Raw genomic sequence first — 17,578 nt, forward strand, 5'->3', positions numbered from 1 at the left:
AGTAGGAAAAAGATGATATCATCAAACCCAAAAAGTAGAATATGGATACAATTCCAATCCCACTCCAACGCAGAAAGAATTTAGTCTTGTTCGTTAATGTCATAAGAACCTCCAAGAAGGCCACCAATGGTTCCACCTGAGTACGGAGATAAAGAATTGCCAGTAGTAGCGATTTCCGCAGCAACTTGGTCGATCATTCTACCGGGATATTTTTCTAAAGGGTGGATGCTATCATTATTAGGATATTGTGTTTTAAAATTTTTTGTCATCTCCATGACGGACATAGAAGACATATCCGCTGCTCTTTTTGCTAAATGTCGTTGCAGAGAAATCGGGACGGTAAAGTCGTCCTCTGCTTCGATGGGTAAATGAGTAGTAAGTGAAGTATAACCACTTTTAAATAGTTTTGAGCCAGAGAGTTTTATTCCAGAAACTGAATGTGTTGTACAGTTATTCCCAGTGACATCATACTCGTCTATCGTACGACCTCTCCTTTTGGTTGTTTCATTCATTTTCTCCGTTTGAATTGCTGGATTGCCCTTAATCCAAAGATCTTCAAAGTACGTTCTTATCAATCTTTTGTCTGCATCATCAATACGAAAGACACGAGCATTCATTCTATGGAGTTCCTTTTTATAGTAGACCTCTGCATCTTCATCTTTTAAAAAATTAAGAATTCCATCTCCTGTGAATCCACCAGGCCCGGTTCTACCAAACCGCCCATAGGTATAAAGGTATATGCGGTCATTTTCATGTACAGAAACAAACGTGTGCCCTGCACCGATGACTTCTGTCCAGATATAAACGCCATCTGGTATAGGTTTTACATTTTGTTGGCTGATAACAAGTTGCCTGTTTTGCTCGACAAGATTTTGGATAAATTGATTCGGTTTTGTTGCCGTTTCCGCAGGCACTTGTTTGGTGGCATCCATCCCCCTCATCACCGGAGCATCTTCCTGCGTATAAGTAGGATAAAGATTGGAAGGAATAATTTTTGCCTTACAGGGGCAGGAGCTGTGGCTGTCCAGCGAGCCGGCAATACGCTTATTATCGGGGCCGCTGGTATAGTGAGATATACCGCCAATGATTCGATACGTTTTGCCATTTTTCCCACAGGTAACAGGATCGCCTTCCCTTGCCTGAGGCTTACCGAAAGAAAAACCCTGCACTGTTCCTGCGGTAATTTTACCGCCGCATTTAGTCTTGTCACCCTGACAAAGCACGATGCCTTTCGCCATTTCCCTGGTCCTGTGTTGCCCTTTTATCCGTCAGCGGGGGAGTCTACTTTTTAATCGGTGGTGAGTAAATCAGCAAAAATCATTTGATTCAGGGAAATTCAAAAAATGTGAAGCGGCTCTGATTAACATGAATGGTTAACTTTAACCAACTCATCATCTGTTGATTCAGTTGACGGCATTATGAAAATGCAGCCGCAACATTTCTTAATTCAGAAAGTTGTTCGGGTTTGTCATTTTGGATAATGTCTTCATTGATCTTAAGTATTACTGCCTTAATTACATCGGTGTTCTTTTCAATATGTTGCTTCGCCATAAGCTCATTGAGTTCGTTGAGCTGCCAGGGCGTTATCTTTATCGAGATTCTTTTTGATGCTTTGGCTTTGGCTAAATCACCATTCAATAGCTTTGCTAAATCCTGCTGCTCATAGCGTCCAGAGTTTAAGGCATGAATATAATAAAGTATCAGCGCGCGGCTGAAGCTATCATCCACAGCGGGGTTTATTTTCTGAGAGGCTACATTTAAGATGTCCAGGAAATGTGCCGGAACCCTTACCTCTAAAGATGCCTTTATTTTATCGTATTCTTCTTTGATCTTTGGTGTCGATTGCGCTGGAATGCTGACGACTTCATTGCAGTTATTACATACAGCCGCTAAAATATTTTTAACAGTGCCACTTTTATCATTGAAATCGACATCGCGTAATAAATAGGTCGCCTGACTTTTTCCACAGTTATGGCAGATAACCTGTCGTGTATCACCTTCTTTAACGATTCTCATCTTAACCTCTCCTGCTATCTATGAACGCTGATAAAGATAATGTCGGGTTCAATGAAATAAAACTTTACGTACCAATAACAGCCATCTTTATACGGACGGCATAGGTGAACGTAAGTATGACTGTCCTGATGATGTGGGCTGTAGGTATATTGATCCCCAAATGTTCGCTGTATCAAAGAAATTACATATTCTTCGTCTATTTCCCCAACAGAAAACAGATTCTTCGTATCAATATCGCACCTTGCTTCATGGTCATAGCATCCATTTTTCAGACAGCTTATTGCCTTAGACTTTATCTCTTTGAAAGCCATTCTACATTCCTTGTATTTTGTACGACCATTTGCGTACAGTCAAGCGTTGCCACACCCGAAAGGTGAGTCATTGAAAATGATGTTTTTAACTATATGATTTTATTGTTAATTAATGCTTTGCAGGCAAGAGCGAAAGTATACGACGTTGTTTTTACATCGGATATCGTAAACGGTTAAATTTGAGGTAAGTCACGCAGAACGATGCATCAAAAGCGACCACCGTGCCGCGCATTTCCCATCATGACTCCTCAACCCGTCGATACATCCTCCTCGGATGACCAATCTTGCCATACTGCATCTCCACCGCCAGGAAACCCGCATCCACGCAGTGTTCCAGATAGCGTCGGGTGGTGGTTTTACTCAGTCCGGTTTCGCTCACCACCTCGTCCACGGAAAAACAACGTTGTGCGGCTTCGGCAAACATTCTTTGTACCAGCGCCAGCGTCTTTTCTTCTATACCTTTGCTGCCGTTATCCTGGCGGTAATTTTTCGCCTGAAGTTGATAGAGCGAATCAACGTTTTGCTGATCAACAATCTTCCATACTCGCTGCTGTTCGGCGAATTGCACAAAACGTTCCAGTGATTGGCTTAAACGCTTCCATGAGACAGGCTTGAGAATATAGTCGAAGGCACCATTGCGGATTGCCTGACTACAGGTATCCATATCGCTGGCGGCAGTGATAAAAATTACCGAACAGTTGGCGTGCAAAACCAATGGATCGCTGATCAACGTGATGCCTTTACCGTCCGGCAAATAATTGTCGAGCAGCACCAGCTTTGGCTGCTTGCTCTTCATTAACACCCGAGCTTCAGCGAGTGACGAGGCAACCCCCACCAGCCGCAGGCGCGGATGTTCGCCGATCAGTTCGGCATGCAACTGCGCGAGTGTGTTTTCATCTTCTACAATCAATACGTCTATCATTTCAGGTTGCATAATACTGTTCTTCCAGCGTCGGAACGGGACGCGCCTGGCCGCCCATTTCAGGAATAAATAACGAAAAAATCGTACCTCGCGGGGCATTGTTAGAGACTTCAATTGACCCGCCAACCTGCGTGACATAGCTGGCGATTAAATACAGGCCGATGCCATGATCGCCACTGCGCTTGGTGGTCATCCCGCGTTCAAAAATATGCTCACGAATGGTCGGATCGATACCGATACCTTGATCCGCCACCTCAATGATCAGCTCCCGCTCATTAAGCAGGATCAGCACTTCCACTGGATCGTGAGGCAGAGGAGAGCGCTGGGTGGCTTCGATTGCATTATCCAGCAGGTTACCGATGATTGAGATCAGCTCGGCCTCTCCCAGCATACGACAAGGCCGTGCCATCTCGCATAACGGATCAAAGGCTAACGCCACGCCTTTTTCCCGCGCCCGCGCCGCTTTGCCTAACAGCAGGCCGCACAGCGTCGGTGAGCTAAAACGGGCGGAGATAAAGTCCAGCAGTTCCTGCGCATGCTCTGACTGGGCCTGGATATAGCGCACCGCTTCGTCGTAACGTCCCATATGCAACAGCCCGGAGAGGGTGGTCATGCGATTTAACTGTTCATGGCGCATGATGCGCAGATTATCGACATAGCGTTTAACCTGGCTGAGTTGCGCACTCAGGCTGTCAATTTCGTTGCGATCTCGAAAGGTGATGACCCACCCCTGCAATTCATCCTCCAGCATAATTCGCACCCGGCTGGCGATCACCGTTAACTGATTGAAACGGCAAATTTCGTCGTGGGTATCGTTTTCCAGTATCACCTCGCGGGTGAAAAAGGGCACCGGAGCAATCACCTCGCCAATAGGATGACCACGTAGCAGGCGGGTTGGCTGGCTCAACCCTAAAAGCTTGCGTGCTGCCTGATTGATCACCTCAATGCGCAGCTCACTGTCGACCGCAATGACCCCTTCATAGATGGATTCCATCATGGCTTTCTGCTGGCGTACCAGCAGACCAATTTCCCGTGGTTCCAGCGAAAAAATCTGTTTTTTAATCCCGCGGGTGAAAAACCAGGAAAAGATAAACAGGGCGGCCAGCAGCAACACGGCGGCGATAAAGATATTGATCACTTTACTCAGCGTAATGGTGTCGAGATAGCTGGTGAGATAACCCACTGAGATAATGCCGATCACCTGATGGTTATCGTCAAATATCGGCGCTTTGCTGCGCAGAGATATTCCCAGCCCACCTTTGCGAATCGTGGTGGTGCTGATTCCCCGCAGCACTGCGTCATTGTCGCCGCCAATCAGCTTTTTGCCGACAACCTCCCCGTGCGCCGAATGAAATAGATGAATTCCCTTATTATCCCCCACCACAATAAAGCTGGCATCGCTATGCAAAACCACCTGGTGCATAAACTGATTAATCGCCGGAATATCTTTGTCTGCGACCGCCTTGCGCAAATTCGGAATAATCGCGATCTCTTCTGCCTGTATTTTTGCTCTGGTGCTCATTTCCTGATATAGCTGGCGACTGACATCCTGATAGTAATAAATGCCGAGCAAAACAAACAAACCGGAGAAGAACAGCACCAGAGAAATAAAAAGTTTGATTTGGAAGGATAGCTTCATAACGGCACACACCACAGCCAGCAAAGCGCCAATGTACCATTTTTTATCATCATTGTGCGTAGTTTACTGGAAACTTGTGATCCCTTGCACAGCAAGATCTGGCGCAAAAAATGACATGTTAAATACTCATTTTTGGAAATGTTATTAACATGTACCTCTGGATATAAAAACCATTAAAACCACGGCAATAATTAAGGTATGAATCACAGAAAATAAAAGAAACCATAAAAACCATAGGTGCCATTAAAACTCCGGTTTTATTATGCTTTCCCTCACATAACCTACGCCATTAGCCCTTTACCCTGAAGGCACAAAATAACCAAGGGGCTTAATTATGAGCACAACTGACGATTCGTTTTCTGTTACCTCTGAATCATTGGCGATTCAAAAGAAATCACTTAAGGACCGGTGGTGGCATATTATGGATACCTGGAAAATCGGGATTATTCCATTGCCATTATTTCTGCTGGCCGGGGCGTTGATTGCTATCGATTGTCTGGGCGGCAAGTTACCCAGCGATATTGTGGTGATGGTCGCGACACTGGCGTTTTTCGGTTTTGCCTGTGGTGAGTTTGGCAAACGTCTGCCGATTGTGGGCAAACTGGGGGCTGCTGCGATTTGCGCCACCTTTATCCCGTCAGCAATGGTCTACTATGGCCTGCTGCCGGATGTCGTGGTGGAGTCCACCACCAAATTCTATAAATCCACCAACATCCTCTATCTCTACATCTGCTGCATTATTGTCGGCAGCATCATGAGCATGAATCGCACCACCCTGATTCAGGGATTCCTGCGTATTTTCTTCCCCATGTTGTGCGGTGAGATCGTCGGCATGCTAGTGGGAATGGGCGTTGGCCTGATGCTCGGTATGGAACCTTTCCAGATCTTCTTCTTTATTATTCTGCCGATCATGGCCGGTGGCGTTGGCGAAGGGGCGATCCCGCTGTCAATTGGCTACGCCACGCTGCTGCATATGGATCAGGGCGTTGCGCTTGGTCGCGTGTTGCCAATGGTGATGCTGGGGGGTCTGACGGCGATCATTATCTCCGGCTGCCTGAACCAACTTGGTAAGCGTTTTCCGCATTTGACCGGTGAAGGCCAACTGATGCCAAACCGCAGCAACGGCGACACCAAAGCGCCAGAAGCGGCACCGGGTAAAACCGATGTCACTACCATCGCCGCCGGGGCGCTGTTGGCGGTGCTGTTGTACATGATCGGTATGCTCGGCCACAAACTGATTGGCCTGCCAGCGCCGGTTGGCATGCTGTTTGTCGCGGTGCTGATCAAGCTGGCACATGGTGTTTCACCACGCCTGCTGGAAGGGTCGCAGGTGGTGTACAAATTCTTCCAGACCTCGGTGACCTATCCCATCCTGTTTGCCGTTGGCGTGGCGATTACGCCGTGGGAGGAACTGGTGCACGCATTCACCATCAATAACCTGCTGGTGATCGTCAGCACCGTTTCTGCACTGGTCGCGACGGGCTTCTTCGTCGGCAAAAAGATCGGTATGCATCCTATCGATGTCGCCATCGTCTCCTGCTGCCAGAGCGGTCAGGGGGGCACCGGGGATGTCGCCATCCTCACCGCGGGTAACCGTATGAGCCTGATGCCATTTGCTCAAATTGCCACCCGTATCGGCGGGGCGATCAACGTGTCGGTATCGTTGCTCATCCTCGGCAACTTCCTCGTCTGATTTATGCGTTACAGGAACGAATATGAAACTTGCAAGCTTTGTCCACCAGGGAAAGCGTAGCTACGGCATCGTCAGGGATAACGGCGTGATCGATCTGGGTCGCCGTCTTGGCGACCGCTACGCGGATTTAAAATCGCTGCTCGCTGCCAACGCCTTATCTGAAGCGCAACAGTTGAGCCAGGAGGCACCGGATCTGCGCTTTAACGATCTTGAATTGTTACCGGTGATTGATAACCCAGGGAAGATTCTTTGCGTCGGCATGAACTACGCCGAAAAACGTAAAGAGTTTGATCAACATAACCCGGCACCGACGTTATTTGTGCGTTTTGCCGACTCGCAAACCGGCCATAACGCGCCGGTACTGAAACCGCGCCACTCCAGCGAATTTGATTATGAAGGTGAGCTGGCGGTGATCATCGGGCAAAGCGGCGAGGATATCGCACGCGAGGACGCGCTGAATCATGTGGCGGGCTACAGCTGTTATATGGACGGCTCCGCGCGTGACTGGCAGCACACCTGGTTTACCGCCGGAAAAAACTGGCGGCAGACCGGCGCATTTGGCCCGTGGATGACCACCGCCGATGAAATCCCGGACCCGCATCGGCTGGCGATTCGCACCTGGTTGAATGGCCGCATGGTGCAGGATGACAACACCGCCAGCATGATCCATAAAGTCGCCGAACTCATTGAGTACATCAGCACCTTCACCAGCCTGCATGCCGGAGACGTCATCATTACTGGCTCGCCGGGCGGCGTGGGTAAGAAACGCAATCCACCGCTGTTTATGCAGGCAGGCGATCGCATTGAAGTGGAGATTGAAAACATCGGCCATCTCAGCAATGTGATTATCGATGCGCCAGCTCACGCGCTGACGGCGACGCACTGAGGCGCAGGCGAGATTATGCAACCACGACCCCCCATCGACTTCCGCATTGCGGAAGTCAGCGGTAATACCCGGCGGCGCGAGACTATCCGTGCGCTGCTGGCGGATAGCGGATTAGGCATGGACAGCGACATCACCACCTTTGTTGAAGCCTGGTCGAACGATCGGCTGGTGGGCTGCGCTGGCCTCGCCGCTAACGTTATCAAATGTGTCGCCATTGATGAGCAGTGGCGCGGTGAAAATCTCAGCGCACAGTTGCTGGCTGAAGTGGAACACCTGGCGCTGGCGCGTGGACATTTTCACTTGTTCCTGTGTACGCGCCCCTGCAACCGGGAGCGGTTCCAGCGTAACGGGTTCTGGCCGGTGGTACAGAGTGGGGAGAACGCCATTCTGCTGGAAAACACCCCTTCAGGTATTCAGCGCTACTGTCGTTCATTGCAGGCCAGCCGTGTCGCCGGGCAACGTATTGGCGCGATTGTGATGAACGCCAACCCTTTTACGCTGGGGCATCGTTATCTGGTGGAGCAGGCGGCAGCACGCTGTGACTGGCTGCACCTGTTTGTGGTCAGTGAAGACGCTTCGTTCTTCCCCTATAGCGCACGCTGGAAAATGGTGCAGAGCGGCATCGCCCATCTGCCCAATATCACCTTGCATGAAGGTTCTCAGTACATCATCTCGCGCGCCACCTTTCCGGCCTATTTCCTGAAAGAAACCGGCAAGGTCCAGCAAGCGTGGAGTGAGATCGACTTGCTGCTGTTCCGCAACCATATCGCCCCGGCGTTAGGTATTACCCATCGCTTTATCGGCAGCGAACCGTTTTGCGACATCACCCGCCAGTACAACCACAGCATGCATCAGCTGCTGGCTGGCGCGGTGGAGGTGGTGGAAATCCCGCGTATCAAAGCCGCAGGCCATGCCATCTCGGCTTCAGAAGTGCGGCGCTTATTAAAAACACACCAGTTTTCCCGCATTCGGGAAATCGTACCGGATACCACTTTTGCGCATCTGACATCCCATTACAGCGCAGAAGTTGCTTAAAAATCAGGAATATAAATATGAAAATTGTGAGGGAGGCGCTGGCAGGAACCCTGGAGTCCAGCGACCTGATGGTAAAAATCGCCCCCGCCGGAGACGGGCTGGAAGTGGTGATTCGTAGCGAGGTGATCAAGCAGTTTGGCGATCAGATCCGCCAGGTGGTGCACAGCACGCTGCGTGATATGCAGGTCCATCAGGGCTTGATCATTATCGAAGACAAAGGCGCGCTGGATTGTGTGATCCGCGCTCGTTTGCAAAGCGCCATACTGCGCTCCGCACCAGACGCGGAGATCGATTGGGGAAAACTGCTATGAGGAAACTACGCCGAAGCATGCTGTTCTTGCCGGGGGCTAATGCGGCCATGCTCTCCACCGCCTTTATCTATCGGCCTGATTCGATCATGTTCGATCTGGAAGACGCGGTCGCACTCCGGGAAAAAGATACCGCGCGTTTGCTGGTGTTCCATGCATTGCAGCACCCGATGTATCAGGACATTGAAACCGTGGTACGCATTAACCCATTGAACACGCCGTTTGGTTTGCCGGATCTGGAGGCGGTGGTGCGTGCGGGTGTTGATGTGGTGCGCTTGCCGAAAACCGATACCCCGGAAGATATCTACGAACTGGAGCGTCACCTCGAACGGATCGAGTTAGCTTGTGGACGTGAAGTGGGATCTACGCGGGTGATGGCGGCGATTGAATCCGCGATTGGTGTAATCAACGCCGTGGCGATCGCGCGCAGCTCCCAGCGGCTGATCGGCATTGCGTTGGCGGCTTTCGATTATGTGATGGATATGCAAACCGAACGTGGTGATGGCACCGAGTTGTTCTATGCCCGTTGTGCCGTGCTGCACGCCGCCCGCGCTGCCGGTATCGATGCTTTTGACGTGGTGTGGTCAGACGTGAACGATGAAGCCGGTTTTCTGCGTGAAGTCGAGCTGATCCGCAAAATGGGTTTTAACGGCAAATCGTTAATCAACCCGCGCCAGATTGATCTGCTGCATAACGCCTATGCACCCACTCAGCAGGAAGTGGATCACGCGCAACGCGTGATCGAAGCAGCAGAAGAGGGTGAACGTAATGGCCTCGGCGTGGTGTCGCTAAACGGCAAAATGATCGATGCCCCGATTATCAATCACGCGCTGATGGTGCTGGAACGTGCGGCGGCATCCGGCGTGCGGCGTTAAGGAAAAAATCATGAATCAAACAGAACTTCTTCACGTTAATTTCCCGCATCTGCGTGAGTTAAAACCTTTTGAAAGCGCCCATCACACCACGCCGTGGCTGGCAGATATCCATGCCAAACACACCCGTAAATTGTGTGCCTCGCTGGAGGATGCCATCGCGCGTAGCGGCTTACAGGATGGTATGACCATCTCCTTCCACCACGCATTTCGCGAAGGCGATCAGGTTATCAACAATGTGGTGGCGGCGCTGGCACGGCTCGGATTTAAAAATCTGACGCTGGCTTCCAGTTCGCTGATGACCTGCAACGATGCGCTGATCGAGCATATTCGAAGCGGAGTGATCACGCGTATCTACACCTCAGGGATGCGCGGCAAACTGGCGGAAGCGATTTCACATGGGCTGATGAAAGAACCGGTGCAGATCCATTCCCACGGTGGTCGGGTCAAGCTACTACAGGATGGCGAACTGAATATTGATGTCGCTTTCCTGGGCGTGCCGTGCAGCGATGAGTTTGGCAACGCCAATGGTACGCAAGGACGTTCCGCGTGTGGGTCACTCGGTTATGCAATGGTTGATGCCCGTTTCGCCAAAAAGGTGGTGCTGCTGACCGAGGAGCTGGTGCCGTTTCCCAATATGCCCGCCAGCCTCGGCCAGGATCAGGTGGATTTGATCGTTCAGGTCGCCAGTGTGGGTGATCCGGCGAAAATCAGCGTTGGGGCGGCACGCGTCACCAGCAACCCGCGTGAGCTGATGATTGCCCGCTACGCCGCCGATGTGATTGAACACTCGGGCTATTTCCGCCCAGGCTTTTCGATGCAGACCGGTTCGGGCGCAGCGGCCACGGCGGCCACCCGTTTTATGGAAGAAAAAATGGCGCGCCACGGCGTCAAAGCGCGTTTTGCCCTTGGCGGTATCACCGGGGGCCTGGTCGATCTGCACGAAAAGGGGTTGATCGAAAAATTACTCGATACCCAATGCTTTGACAGTGAAGCGGCGGCCTCACTGCATCGCAACCCGAATCATGTGGAGATCTCCACCGACGTGTATGCCAATCCCGGCGGCAAAGCGGCCAGTTGCGATCAACTTGATGTGGTGATCCTGAGCGCACTGGAAATTGACGTTGAATTCAACGTTAACGTGATTACCGGCTCTGATGGCGTGATGCGCGGTGCCTCTGGTGGTCACTGCGACGTTGCCGCCGCCGCCAATCTGACGATTGTGGTCGCGCCACTGCTGCGCAGTCGCATTCCCACCGTGGTTAAACGCGTCACCACCCGGCTGACGCCCGGCGAGAGTATTGATGTGCTGGTGACCGACCACGGTATCGCGGTGAATCCGGCGCGCCCGGAAATTCGCGAGCGCTTGCTGGCCGCCGGGTTGAAAGTGGTCGATATTGAGGCGCTCTATCAGCGTGCGGTTTCGCTGACCGGTGAACCCAAACCGATCGCCTTTACCGACCGCATTGTCGGGGTGATCCGCTATCGCGATGGCAGCGTGATTGACGTTGTTCGGCAGGTTAAAGAGGAAGAACTATGACCATGATGACGCCCGTGCAAGCGGGCGTCAGTCTGACAGCGCTGTTGGCGGCGAAAGAGGCTCGCGCGGCGCGTCAGGCTGACTGGCTCACTCGCTATCAACAACCGATCATCTCGCTGACGCTGGTGACACCGGGGGCGGTGAAAGACAGCATCCGTTATCGCAACACCATGGGGGTGGCTGTGCAGGCCTGCGACCAACTGCTGTGGCAGCATCGCTGGCCGGTGCTAGCCCACCAGGTATTGTGGCTGGAAACCGGACCGGAAGCGCTGTGGTGCGTGGAACATCCGGCAGTGGAAATCAAAGCGCAGTGCGTCGAACTGGAACAAACCTTCCCGCTCGGCAGGTTGTGGGATTTTGACGTGTTTTGCCCGCAGCAGGGGCAGATTGGACGACATTCACTGGATTTGCACACCCGTCGTTGTCTGGTCTGCGATCAACCGGCGCATGGTTGCGCGCGTTCGCGCCGCCATCCGCTTGAGGAGGTGGTAGCGCGTGTGGAGAACATGATTGATGGCTGGTTTGCTCGCGATTAACGCCACAGAACCGGACGTGCCCGGCCTTGCGGCACTGGCGTTGCGTCTGGAACTGGATTTAACGCCGAAACCGGGGCTGGTGGATCGGGCTAATAACGGTTCTCATCAGGATATGGATCATGCGTTGCTGTTAACCAGCATTACGGCTATCACCCCCTGGCTGACGGTTTTTGCCAACATCGGGTTTGAGCATGCGCACCATCCCGCCGCGGAACAGCTGCGTTTGTTACGTCCGGCGGGTATTGCTTGCGAGCAGGCGATGTTCACTGCCACCAGTGGGGTGAATACCCACAAAGGCGGCATTTTCTCCCTGGGATTGCTGTGCTTTGCTGCCGGGCGTTTGCAGGGACAGGGGCGCAGGGTGAGTGCTGACGCTTTATGCCGTCAGGTGAGTGAGATATGTCGAGGCCTGGTAGCGCGTGAACTGGGTAACCGCAAAACCTGTTGTACTGCCGGGGAGCAGCAGTTTCGTGACTATGGCCTGACGGGCGCGCGTGGTGAGGTGGAAAGTGGCTTCGCCACGGTACGCAATAGGGTGCTGCCATTCTGGCATCTGGAGCAGGGCGAGCGGCAGTTACAACATGCTTTGCTGCGCCTGATGGCATCAAACCCGGACAGCAATCTGGTGTCGCGTGGGGGCCAGGCAGGGCTGCGCTATGTCCAGCGGTATGCCGCGATGCTGTTGGCAACCGGTTGGGATAACGCCGCGCTGCGCCAGATGGATCAGGCGTTGATGGCGCGGCGTTTAAGTCCTGGCGGCAGTGCCGATTTGCTGGCCGTCGCCTGGGTGCTGGCTGCACTCGCATAATCATCTTTTTTGGTTTCTCTCTGTATCTGACGCGGCGGGTGTTACAGAGCAATACATAACGCGGCATCGCCCAAATAAAGCCGATACATCAGCGTGGTCTTCTGTGTCTGTTGTTATTTACTTACCCACAGGAGCCACCATCATGCTGCGTAAACTGATCCTTATTTCCCCGATATTGTTCTCATCCGCTACCTGCGCATGGGCCGCCGAGCTGGGCGGCCTTAGTGCGGGCGACGTCCTGGGGCCTGCCGCCGTCGCGCCGCTGGAAAAACCACAGCCACCAGCGAGGCTTATCGTTGATGCGCCGCTGGCCGGGCCGCTGCGTAAGGGCGCGGTATTTATTCAATATCGGGCGGAAAACCTGCGTATCGAACCGGTATTTGGGCCAGAGGCGTTAAAGGTCACGCCACGTATCGGTCATATCCACGTCGTTGTTGACGGCAATCCCTGGCATTGGGCTGACGCCAGTGGGGAACCGGTGATCCTGGTAGGGCTGCCCGCAGGCAAGCATAAAGTGACCATTATTCTTGCCGATCCCACGCATAAACCGCTGGACAGCAAAACGGTGGAATTCATCGTTCCTGAGCATGTCGCTGCGTCGCATTAACCCCCTGTTGAAGGACGCGCGTGTATAACCGCCAGGAATGAGCGTGGAATAAATGTCACAGTGAAAAAATACCGCAGAAATATTTTGGTACATCACCTTACATTACCTTCACTTTATTCCTGGTATTTCGACGACCTGCGCTAATCAATGCATCAATTCTTAATTCATGCTGGCTAATCTATTTGGCACCATTACGAGATGATGGCTGATACGGAAATTCCGGTTTGATATAGCTGACATTGACCTTATAACCCTGCCCGGTAAGATTATTGGACGGAGTTTTGAATCAGATCGCAATTTTTTGGCTTATGGCCTGTTGCAGTGCGCTCGCGATGACCGTACTGAATTAACGCCCCTTGCATTTTTCGCCGGGCCTGTGACGCTCCCGGTAATAAAAATGCAGGACATACAGCAAGATCATTAATGTAGATGCCCGTGATGGGAAGGCCCATTTTTAGATGCACCTTTTCACCCGGGCATGACAATTTAAGTGGCTGAAATTTAACTGGACTCAGCAGAGTTCAGCCTGGTGACTTTTGCCATAAAAAAAGAGTTAACCCAAATTGTTTAACTGGTGACGGTAAGCCAGGGGCGGTAGCTTGTATTTTTCTTGCCATCTATCGATATTTAAATTGTCCTGTTTATATGGCGTAATTCTTAATAGCCTTAATCATCCGGCCCTCTTTGATTTCTGGTTTTTTACCTGAGGAAACTCCGAAATAAATTATAAGGCGAATATAAGTATCATGCGGAATTAACATTACTGGCTAATCGGTTTAATGTTTCAGAGGTCACATGCTAAATCCTGTCAACGACGTGTTATTGAGCGTCATCGTGCCGGTATATAACGCCGCAGCCTATCTGGAGAGATGCATTGATAGCCTGATCCAGCAGGATGAATCTCGCTTTGAAGTGATTTTTATTAACGATGGCTCGACAGATCACTCGCTGTCGTTGCTGCAAAATTACGCGCACTATCCACACTTTCACATCATCGACAAAGTGAATGGTGGCGTCTCGTCGGCACGTAATCATGGTATTCGCGCGTCACGCGGCAAATTTCTTTGCTTTCTGGATGCCGACGATTTTCTGCCCTCCACGGCATTTTCGACCTGGCTGTGTCTGATGCAGCAAAATGTTTGTATGGCCGTTGGTCAGTCGCAACACTTTACGCCACAGGGACAAGCGTTGGATTTTCCGGTGGCATCGGATCACGCCAGACCGATGGCGGTGTCAGCCGCGATTAATGAATTGCTCTATTTCAATCCACGACACGGCATTTGCGACAAGGTATTTCGCGGTGATGTTATTCGCCGACATCATCTGTATTTCAATGAGGAGATTTATAACTTTGAAGATCTGCTGTTTGTGATGAACTATCTTTGGCTGCAACAACATCGTCAGGTGGTGTTCTCCGATAAAGTGGTTTATCACTACGTTAAATCTACCCACTCGGCAACCCGATCGTCATTAAAGGAAAAACATTTTTCGTTTGCCCGTTCGTTTAGCAGCATGAAAGCGTTTTTGTCAGCGCAGCATCATCGCTGTTATTACCATCTCTATCTGAAAGTCACTTCCTCCTATATCTACAAAGCACTTAATAGTGAGGGGTTCAGTCGCGACTTTATCGATGAATATATTGCGCTTTATCGTCAATCGTTTAAATCCTATCTCTCCTCGGGGTTGATGATCAATGCCTGGAGTCTGTACTTCACGTTTTTCTTCCTCAGCCCTCGTCTGGTGTCGCATCTGCGCAAGTGGGTGCGGAAATAATTCCCTTTGGGGTGACGTTGTGAAAGATAAATTAAAAAACTCATTATGGATGATTGCTGAGAAGCTGATCGCGGTATTGGGTCTGATTTTCGTTACCTCCTATGTGGCGAAATACGTCGGTCCAACCACCTTCGGCATTATCTCCCTCTCCATGCTGGTGTTTCAGTTTGTGCAAACCATCGCCCAGATGGGCAGCGATGTGATTCTGTTGAAACGCATCTCACAGAAGCGCTATTCCGGCATCAGATTGATGATCTCGACCTTTTTCCTGGTGCTGGTGTTGTACGCGCTATTGTCGCTGGTGGGATTTCTGGTGATGCAGGAAGAACTGAGCTCAGATGCACTGGTGTTTATTGGTGCCGCCGCATTTGCCTGTCTGTTTTCCGCTATCGACCTGGTGAATGTCTATAACGAAGCGATGCTGCATGCGCGGCGGAATGTTATTGCCAATCTTATTGGCCTGATTATCAGCCTGACGGTGCGTTTCTTTATTTCGTACTTTACTCTCGACCCCAAATATCTGGCGATTCCTATCGTATTGGCCACGCTGATTCCGTTTGTGTTGAAGACGGGCTGGTTTTTGCTGGCGGAGCAACAGAGGTCGATACCCGCCATTCGGCAGTTCAAAAAATATTCACGTTATATGGTGGCATCGGGATTCTCACTGATTTTATCTGTGATTGCCGTTGCGCTGTATACCCGAGTTAATCAGGTCAGCGTATCTTATTTTCTTGGGGTGAAAGAGGCGGGGATATTCTCGGTTGCACTGACGTTATCCACGGCCTGGGTGTTTTTGCCCAGCGCCTTGCTGGCATCGTTTTATCCCTCATTCTTTGCCGAGCGCGATCCTGAACAGGCCATTGTGAAAGCCCAGAAGCTGCATTTGTTGGTGATTGGTGTTTCCGCTGGCGTGATTTTTTCTATTTGGTTGCTCTCGGGCTGGTTTATTCGTGACTTTTACGGCGCGGCCTGGCTGGATGCTATCGCGCCAACGGTGCTCCTCAGTTTTGGCGCGATGTGCGCGGTGTTAAGTAGCGTAATGGACCGCTTCATTATTAAGTACAACGGTTATCGTTATTTGGTGAAAAAAACCTTCGCTGTTTTATTAATCTGTCTTGCGTCATCGCTCCTTTTGGTGCCGCTTTTCGGTCTGACCGGTGCCGCAATTAGCGTGGTATTGACCGAGTTTATGTCTTTTACGCTGCTTAATTATTTCTTCTCTGCGCAACCGGTCTTGCGTATTCATCTCATTTTTATCAACCCCAGGAAACTATGGCTGTTATTTAACAATATCAAAACCTCAGACAGTAAAGAGAGTTTATCATGAATGAAAAGCCATTATTTAGTGTTATTATCCCAGCCTTTAATGCACAAAAAACCATTAAGCGAACAATTCTGAGTTTGCTTAATCAAACCTACAGAAATTATGAAGTTATCGTGGTTAATGATGGGAGTAGTGATTTAACCCCACGAATACTTGAAGAGTTTATCTCCTGGCCGCAAGTCAACATTCTTCACCAGGAAAATGCAGGCGTCAGTGCGGCGAGAAATAACGCCTTGCAATTATCCTGTGGAGAATATGTGTTATTTCTGGATGCGGATGATTGGGTCGAGAATAACTTTCTTATGGGGTTTAAGCAGAACCTTGCAGCCTGGCCAGCCCAAACGATTGATCTGATGGTGGGAAACCTGAATGATGATCGCGTAGGCAAGGTTTCTCACGCGGGGTTTTTTGAGCAGGAAGATATTCCTTTCGTGCTCGGAGAGCTGGAGATGAGCGACAATATTGGTTATTTGCATAACAAATGTTATCGCCGAAAAATGGTTGAAGAGATGGGGCTACGCTTTATTGAAGGTATCTCAATGAGCGAGGATTTATTATTCAACCTTAAATGTTTTAGCTGCGTCAGTAACTTTTTGGTGATGCCGGGTAGCGCCTATCATTATGAAGATATTGAAGGCTCACTCTCCAAACGCAAGTCCAATTACAATGAATTGAAGGTGAGAAAAACATCACTGACAGTGTTGTATGATGGGATTGTGGAAAAATATAAGGAGAGCGATCTCGATTATTTCCTTAAGGGTATTTCCAAACGCGTTCTCGCGTTGGACATGCAAATTGTCACATCAATGTATCATTCATCTTTTTCACCGGGTGATATTGCTCAGGAGATTAATGAAATCAAACGGGGCAGATATTCCAAAGGAATTTTTATTCTGTTGAATAAAAATGAAAAGATGAAATATATGATTATGAATTTGAATACTATCACAGCGTATTATTTTCTTTATGCCCTCTACAGAATGCGCGCATTCTGACCATTGCAGCCCCTCACCGTAGCGGTGCAATTTATCTCGCGGGTTTGACCTGCAATGCGCACGCAACCGCGCGATAAATCGCGCCGCTACGAGTTCTCCCTTGCACTCTCTCTGCGTCTCAGGTCAAATAGCGCCCAGGCAAACGGTTGCGTGCGCATATCGTGCATTTTTAGATGATAAATGCATCACATTGCACGCAAGTGCTGACTTTACGCACTGATTTTTGCGTTTAAGTCATGCGCGCCGATAAAAAACGGTTAGCATGATCACGTCGCGCCAACCGCGTCATAATTCGCAGCCCTGGCGGCTGTGC

Annotated in this window: 16 protein-coding genes; 12 read left to right on the forward strand and 4 right to left on the reverse strand. The window is 50.5% G+C overall.

The window, feature by feature from the left end; translation table 11 throughout:
• Positions 1-80: 80 nt before the first annotated feature.
• From AC6I8R_RS04445 to AC6I8R_RS04460, 4 genes are all read right to left on the reverse strand, one after another.
• On the reverse strand, positions 81-1,238 hold the full coding sequence (locus AC6I8R_RS04445; protein WP_497831948.1) for a PAAR domain-containing protein: 1,158 nt from the start codon (positions 1,236-1,238) through the stop codon (positions 81-83).
• A 178-nt stretch (positions 1,239-1,416) separates the two neighbouring features.
• The gene (locus tag AC6I8R_RS04450) at positions 1,417-2,016 is read right to left on the reverse strand and encodes a hypothetical protein (protein WP_036628175.1); all 600 of its coding nucleotides are present in this window, start codon (positions 2,014-2,016) and stop codon (positions 1,417-1,419) included.
• Positions 2,017-2,565: 549 nt separating this feature from the next.
• Complete coding sequence (locus AC6I8R_RS04455; protein WP_021186448.1) at positions 2,566-3,261, reverse strand: response regulator; 696 nt, start codon at positions 3,259-3,261, stop codon at positions 2,566-2,568.
• Positions 3,251-4,888 (reverse strand): ATP-binding protein, encoded by a 1,638-nt coding sequence (locus AC6I8R_RS04460; protein ID WP_497831949.1) that lies wholly within the window; start codon positions 4,886-4,888, stop codon positions 3,251-3,253. The genes AC6I8R_RS04455 and AC6I8R_RS04460 overlap by 11 nt, the downstream gene beginning before the upstream one ends.
• Positions 4,889-5,222: 334 nt before the next feature.
• On the opposite strand from AC6I8R_RS04460, the gene AC6I8R_RS04465 reads away from it, so the two are divergent.
• The 12 genes from AC6I8R_RS04465 (at position 5,223) to AC6I8R_RS04520 (ending at position 17,265) form a co-directional block, all read left to right on the forward strand.
• Positions 5,223-6,581, forward strand: coding sequence for a 2-hydroxycarboxylate transporter family protein (locus AC6I8R_RS04465; RefSeq protein WP_036628181.1), 1,359 nt, complete (start codon positions 5,223-5,225; stop codon positions 6,579-6,581).
• 22 nt (positions 6,582-6,603) lie between these two features.
• Positions 6,604-7,467, forward strand: a complete 864-nt coding sequence (locus AC6I8R_RS04470) for a fumarylacetoacetate hydrolase family protein (RefSeq protein WP_036628184.1) — start codon at positions 6,604-6,606, stop codon at positions 7,465-7,467.
• A gap of 15 nt (positions 7,468-7,482) precedes the next feature.
• Positions 7,483-8,502 (forward strand): [citrate (pro-3S)-lyase] ligase, encoded by a 1,020-nt coding sequence (gene citC, locus AC6I8R_RS04475; protein WP_497831950.1) that lies wholly within the window; start codon positions 7,483-7,485, stop codon positions 8,500-8,502.
• Positions 8,503-8,519: 17 nt separating this feature from the next.
• Positions 8,520-8,813, forward strand: a complete 294-nt coding sequence (gene citD / locus AC6I8R_RS04480) for a citrate lyase acyl carrier protein (protein ID WP_415174255.1) — start codon at positions 8,520-8,522, stop codon at positions 8,811-8,813.
• Positions 8,810-9,685, forward strand: coding sequence for a citrate (pro-3S)-lyase subunit beta (citE, locus tag AC6I8R_RS04485; RefSeq protein WP_036628187.1), 876 nt, complete (start codon positions 8,810-8,812; stop codon positions 9,683-9,685). The genes citD and citE overlap by 4 nt, the downstream gene beginning before the upstream one ends.
• A gap of 10 nt (positions 9,686-9,695) precedes the next feature.
• The gene (gene citF, locus AC6I8R_RS04490; RefSeq protein ID WP_415174254.1) at positions 9,696-11,222 is read left to right on the forward strand and encodes a citrate lyase subunit alpha; all 1,527 of its coding nucleotides are present in this window, start codon (positions 9,696-9,698) and stop codon (positions 11,220-11,222) included.
• On the forward strand, positions 11,219-11,758 hold the full coding sequence (citX, locus tag AC6I8R_RS04495) for a citrate lyase holo-[acyl-carrier protein] synthase (RefSeq protein ID WP_415174253.1): 540 nt from the start codon (positions 11,219-11,221) through the stop codon (positions 11,756-11,758). The genes citF and citX overlap by 4 nt, the downstream gene beginning before the upstream one ends.
• Entirely contained in the window at positions 11,736-12,566 is an 831-nt protein-coding gene (gene citG, locus AC6I8R_RS04500; RefSeq protein WP_497831951.1) for a triphosphoribosyl-dephospho-CoA synthase CitG, read from the forward strand. Before citX ends, citG begins: the two co-directional genes overlap by 23 nt.
• 142 nt (positions 12,567-12,708) lie before the next feature.
• Positions 12,709-13,173: a DUF6130 family protein gene (locus AC6I8R_RS04505; protein ID WP_497831952.1), complete on the forward strand. Its 465-nt coding sequence runs from the start codon at positions 12,709-12,711 to the stop codon at positions 13,171-13,173.
• A 795-nt stretch (positions 13,174-13,968) separates the two neighbouring features.
• Positions 13,969-14,946 carry a glycosyltransferase family 2 protein gene (locus AC6I8R_RS04510; RefSeq protein ID WP_497831953.1) on the forward strand — a complete coding sequence of 326 codons (978 nt, stop codon included), beginning with the start codon at positions 13,969-13,971 and terminating at the stop codon, positions 14,944-14,946.
• A 19-nt stretch (positions 14,947-14,965) separates the two neighbouring features.
• Entirely contained in the window at positions 14,966-16,273 is a 1,308-nt protein-coding gene (locus tag AC6I8R_RS04515; RefSeq protein WP_415174250.1) for an oligosaccharide flippase family protein, read from the forward strand.
• Entirely contained in the window at positions 16,270-17,265 is a 996-nt protein-coding gene (locus AC6I8R_RS04520; RefSeq protein WP_415174249.1) for a glycosyltransferase family 2 protein, read from the forward strand. The genes AC6I8R_RS04515 and AC6I8R_RS04520 overlap by 4 nt, the downstream gene beginning before the upstream one ends.
• Positions 17,266-17,578 lie beyond the last annotated feature (313 nt).

The sequence above is a fragment of the Pantoea sp. X-Soil-OKNW-713 genome, assembly GCF_059730685.1.